Below are 4,412 nucleotides of genomic sequence, written 5' to 3' on the forward strand. Positions count from 1 at the left end.
CCGGTACCACCTCTACACCCCCCAGGAGCCCGCGTGTTCGGCAACTACCTGATCGGCCTGCGCGAAGGCCTCGAAGCCAGCCTGGTCGTCTGCATCCTGATCGCCTACCTGGTCAAGACCGGCCGCAAGGACCGGCTGCCGCCGGTGTGGATCGGCGTCGGCTCGGCCGTGGCGCTCTCCATGGCCTTCGGCGCGCTGCTGCAGTTCGGCTCCTCGCAGCTCACCTTCGAGGCCCAGGAGGCGCTCGGCGGCTCGCTGTCGATCATCTCGGTCGGCCTGGTGACCTGGATGGTGTTCTGGATGCGGCGCACCGCCCGGCACCTGAAGACCGAGCTGCACGGCAAGCTGGACGCGGCGATCGCGATGGGCACCACGGCCCTGGTGGTCACCGCCTTCCTGGCCGTCGGCCGCGAGGGCCTGGAGACCTCGCTGTTCATCTGGACCGCGGTCCAGGCCACCGGCGACGGCTGGAACCCGCTGATCGGCGCCGCGCTCGGCCTGCTCACCTCGGTGCTGCTCGGCTGGCTGTTCTACCGGGGCGCGCTGAAGATCAACCTGGCCAAGTTCTTCACCTGGACCGGCGCGATGCTGGTCGTGGTCGCGGCCGGCGTCCTCGCCTACGGCGTGCACGACCTCCAGGAGGCCGGCTGGCTGCCCGGTCTGCAGAGCACGGCCTTCGACATCTCCAGCACCATCCCCAAGGACAGCTGGTACGGCACCCTGCTGAAGGGCGTCTTCAACTTCCAGCCGGACCCGACGGTGCTCCAGCTGGTGATCTGGGGGCTCTACCTGGTCCCGACCCTGGCCGTGTTCTTCAACGTCCTCGGCGGCGGGAAGAGCGGGAAGCCCGCCCGGCCGGTGGCCGCGAAGCCGGCCGCCTGATCCGGTCCTCCTCCACCCGTACCGCCCCGTCCGGCACCCGCCGGGCGGGGCGGTGTCGTGCGGGCGGCGCCAGTTCGCGCCAGTAGCGGCCGAAACCGGTCAGGAAAAGGAAGAAAACGGTCAGCTCTGACAAACTGCAGCCTCAATGGAACCGTTCTGCCACGGCCTTCGTACTTAGGGTGACAGACCCATGCCATTACTCACCCTTGGGGGGACCATGACCGTTCGCAGGCCTGCCAGGTTAGTCGCCGCCGGTGTCGCCGCCCTCGCGGCGACCGTCCTGCTGACCGCGTGCGACGACGTGAAGTACACCGACGACAAGCCGGGCGACCCGAAGGCGAGCGCCGCCGGGGCCACCGTCCCCGGCGACCCGATGGCCGGCCAGGCGGCCGGTTCGCGGTGCAAGAGCGACGAGATCACCGCCACCGTGCAGCTCAAGGGCGCGGGCTCGGCCATGCTGACGATCAAGAACAAGAGCGACCACAACTGCACCCTGTACGGGTACCCGGGCTTCGGCGGCCTGAAGGCCGACAACAGCGCGGACGCGCTGTCGGCCAACCGCGAGGCCCACCCCGGGCCGGCGGTGCTGGTCACCCTGAAGCCCAACAAGTCCGGCTACGCGGGCCTCAAGTGGAGCGCCTGCGACAAGTCGGACGCGACCTGCCACGTGCTCACCGGCCTCCAGATCACCGCGCCGGACGAGACCACGCCGGTCACCGCCGAGGTGCTCGGCACCGACGGCAAGCCGGCCGGCCAGCTGCTGGTCTCGGCCGCCGGGGTGACCACCGGCACGCTGCAGCCGAACAACGAGAAGGTCCTGTTCTGACCGGTGCCGTCCACCTGATGCCGCTCGGCCGACGACAGTCGCCCGACGACGCACCGGAGCCCCCGGGGCGGTTCGACGAGAACCGCCCCGGGGGCTCCGGGCTTCCGCACCTCCGGACCGCTACTGGCTCTTGATCGAGTCCAGGATGTCCAGCTTGGCCGCCCGGTGGGCCGGCCAGAGCGCGGCCAGCAGACCGATCACGGCGGCCGCGAGCAGGAAGCCGACGGTCTGCACCGGCGGGACGACGGTGGTGATGTCCTTGAGGCTGTCCGCCAGCGTGCGCACGCCCGCCCAGGCGACCAGGATGCCGAGGCCGACACCCACCAGCCCGCCGAACAGCGCGATCAGCAGCGACTCCAGCCGGACCATCCGGCGGATGCCGAGCCGGTCCAGGCCGATCGCCCGCAGCATGCCGATCTCCCGGCGGCGCTCGAACACCGACATCGCCATGGTGTTGACCACGCCGAGCACCGCGATGACCACGGACATGCCGAGCAGGCCGTACATCATGTTCAGGATTCCGGTGATCATCTGGCGGTTCTCCGCCTTGATCTCCTTCGCGCCCTTGACCGCGATCAGCGGGTTGCCGCCGGTCGCGTCGCGCAGCGCCTGCTTCAGCTCCTCGGTCGCGCCGTTCGTGCCCTTGACCAGGACCTTCTCCAGGCCGGTGCCGGGCGCCAGGTGCGGGCCGACCACGGCCTCCGGGACGACGACCGACGCCAGCGCGGTGTTGGCCTCCAGGATGCCGCCGACGGTCAGCGAGCCCTTGGCGCCGTCCGGGTAGGTGACGGCGAGGGCGTCGCCGACCTTGTAGCCGGCATGCTCGGCCCGGCCCGAACTGACCAGCAGCTTGCCCTGCTTGAGGGCGTCCGCGGAGCCCTCCTTGACCTTGACGGTGGCCAGCTGGTCGATGGTCGCGGCGTCCACCGCGGTCATCCACTCACTGTCCTCCCCGTTCTGCCCGGTCGTGACGGTCACGCCGCGCTCGGTGCTGATCACGCTGACGCCGGGCGCCTTGGCGATCTGGGCGGCGACCTCGGGGGAGAGCTTCGAGAAGTTCTGCATCGCGACCGTGTAGTCGGCCTTGAGGTCGGTCTCGGCGGCCTTGTCCACCGCCTGGTTCACCGAGGCGCCGATCACGGTCAGCGAGGTGATCAGGGTGACGCCGATGGTCAGCGCCGAGGCCGTGGCGGCGGTGCGGCGCGGGTTGCGGATCGCGTTCTCCTGGGCCAGCTTGCCCGGTGCGCCGTACACGGCGCGCAGCAGCGGGGCGAACAGCGCGATCAGCGGCCGGGACAGCAGCGGGGTCAGCACGAACACGCCGATCAGCAGCGCACCGGCGCCGAGGCCGACCAGCTTGACCTCCTTGCCGGCCACACCGGCCGCCAGCGAGACGAGGCCGGCCAGCGAGAACAGCAGGCCGATGGCGTTGCGGACCCGCAGGCCCTTCTGGGTGGCGGGCTGCTCGGCCGAGCTCATCGCCGCCACCGGGGCGATCCGGGACGCCCGGCGGGCGGGCAGCCAGGCGGCCAGCACCGTCACCAGCACGCCGACCGCGAGCGCGGCGAGCACCGTGCCGGGGGCGACGATCAGCGGGCCGTCCGGAAGGTTGGCGTCCATCGGGCCGTTGAGCAGCGACTTGAGTCCGGCGGCGATGCCGATGCCCGCCAGCAGACCGGTCACCGAGGCGGTCAGACCGACCAGCACGGCCTCGACCAGCACCGAGCGGGTGATCTGGCGGCGGGTGGCGCCGACGGCGCGCAGCAGGGCCAGTTCCTTGGTGCGCTGGGCGACCAGCATGGTGAAGGTGTTGGCGATGATGAAGATCCCGACGAACAGCGCGATGCCCGCGAAGCCCATGAGGAAGGTGGTCAGGACGGTGGTGCCCTTCCTGATCATCTCGTCCTGCTCGGCGGCGAGGTCACGCCCGGTCCTGGCCTCGATGAAGTCGCCCTGCGGGACGGCCTGCTTGACGGCGGTGAGCAGCGCGTCGTCGTCGGTGCCCGGCTTGGCCTTGACGTCCAGCTCGGCGTAGCGGCCCGGGGTCAGGTAGAGCCGCTGGGCGGTGGCGGTGTCGAAGGCGGCCAGCGAGCCGCCGGCCACCACGCGCGGGTCGTTGGTGGTCAGGGTGCCGGTGAGCTTGAGCTTCATCACCGGGCCGTTGACCGCGACCCGGACGGTGTCGCCGACCTTGTAGCCGCCCTTGTCGGCGGTCTTGCGGTCGAGCGCGATCTCGGTGGCGTCCTTCGGGCCGCGGCCCTCGACCAGCGGGTAGCGCGGGTCGGTGCCGTCGGCGCCCGGCACGTAGTTGGTGCCGGTGGTGGAGAAGCCGTTGCCGATCAGCGCGCCCTTCGTGTCGGCGATGCCGGCGAAGCCGCCGACCACGCCGCGGACCTCGGCGGCGCCGGGCACCGCGGCGACCTTGGTGCGGGTCTCCTCGGTGAGGGTCGGTCCGGCGACCCGGCCGCTGTGGTCGTCGCTGAGGTTGCGGGCCTCGCGGTCGCTGACCGTGACGGCGACGTCGGTGTAGCTCTTGGAGTTCTGGGTCCTCAGCGCGTTGCCGAAGGTGTCGGAGAAGACCAGCGTGCCGGCCACGAAGGCGGTGCCGAGCATGACGGCCAGTACCGTCATCAGCAGCCGGCCCTTGTGGGCGAGCACATTGCGCAGTGCGGTGCGGAACATGGGGAGGCGTCAGTCCTGGGGG

General features: G+C 71.1%; 3 protein-coding genes. 2 read left to right on the plus strand and 1 reads right to left on the minus strand.

Going from position 1 to position 4,412, the window contains the following annotated elements:
• The first annotated feature begins 33 nt into the window (after positions 1 to 33).
• Both efeU and ACIQOV_RS29320 read left to right on the plus strand, forming a co-directional pair.
• Complete coding sequence (gene efeU / locus ACIQOV_RS29315) at positions 34 to 882, plus strand: iron uptake transporter permease EfeU (RefSeq protein ID WP_401053576.1); 849 nt, start codon at positions 34 to 36, stop codon at positions 880 to 882.
• 217 nt (positions 883 to 1,099) lie between these two features.
• Entirely contained in the window at positions 1,100 to 1,708 is a 609-nt protein-coding gene (locus ACIQOV_RS29320; protein WP_359911001.1) for a DUF4232 domain-containing protein, read from the plus strand.
• A gap of 120 nt (positions 1,709 to 1,828) precedes the next feature.
• Here ACIQOV_RS29320 and ACIQOV_RS29325 read toward each other — a convergent pair whose 3' ends face one another.
• A complete protein-coding gene (locus tag ACIQOV_RS29325) occupies positions 1,829 to 4,390 on the minus strand; it encodes an ABC transporter permease (protein WP_401053578.1) in 2,562 nt (853 codons plus the stop codon).
• Positions 4,391 to 4,412: the final 22 nt, after the last annotated feature.

Source organism: Kitasatospora sp. NPDC091257 (assembly GCF_044757675.1).
Lineage (GTDB): Bacteria > Actinomycetota > Actinomycetes > Streptomycetales > Streptomycetaceae > Kitasatospora > Kitasatospora lactacystinica.

What these genes read in the sequence shown, in the direction of transcription:
- ACIQOV_RS29325 (WP_401053578.1), bottom strand. Translation starts at nt 4,390, where the DNA reads ATGTTCCGCACCGCACTGCGCAATGTGCTCGCCCACAAGGGCCGGCTG.
- ACIQOV_RS29320 (WP_359911001.1), top strand. Translation starts at nt 1,100, where the DNA reads ATGACCGTTCGCAGGCCTGCCAGGTTAGTCGCCGCCGGTGTCGCCGCC.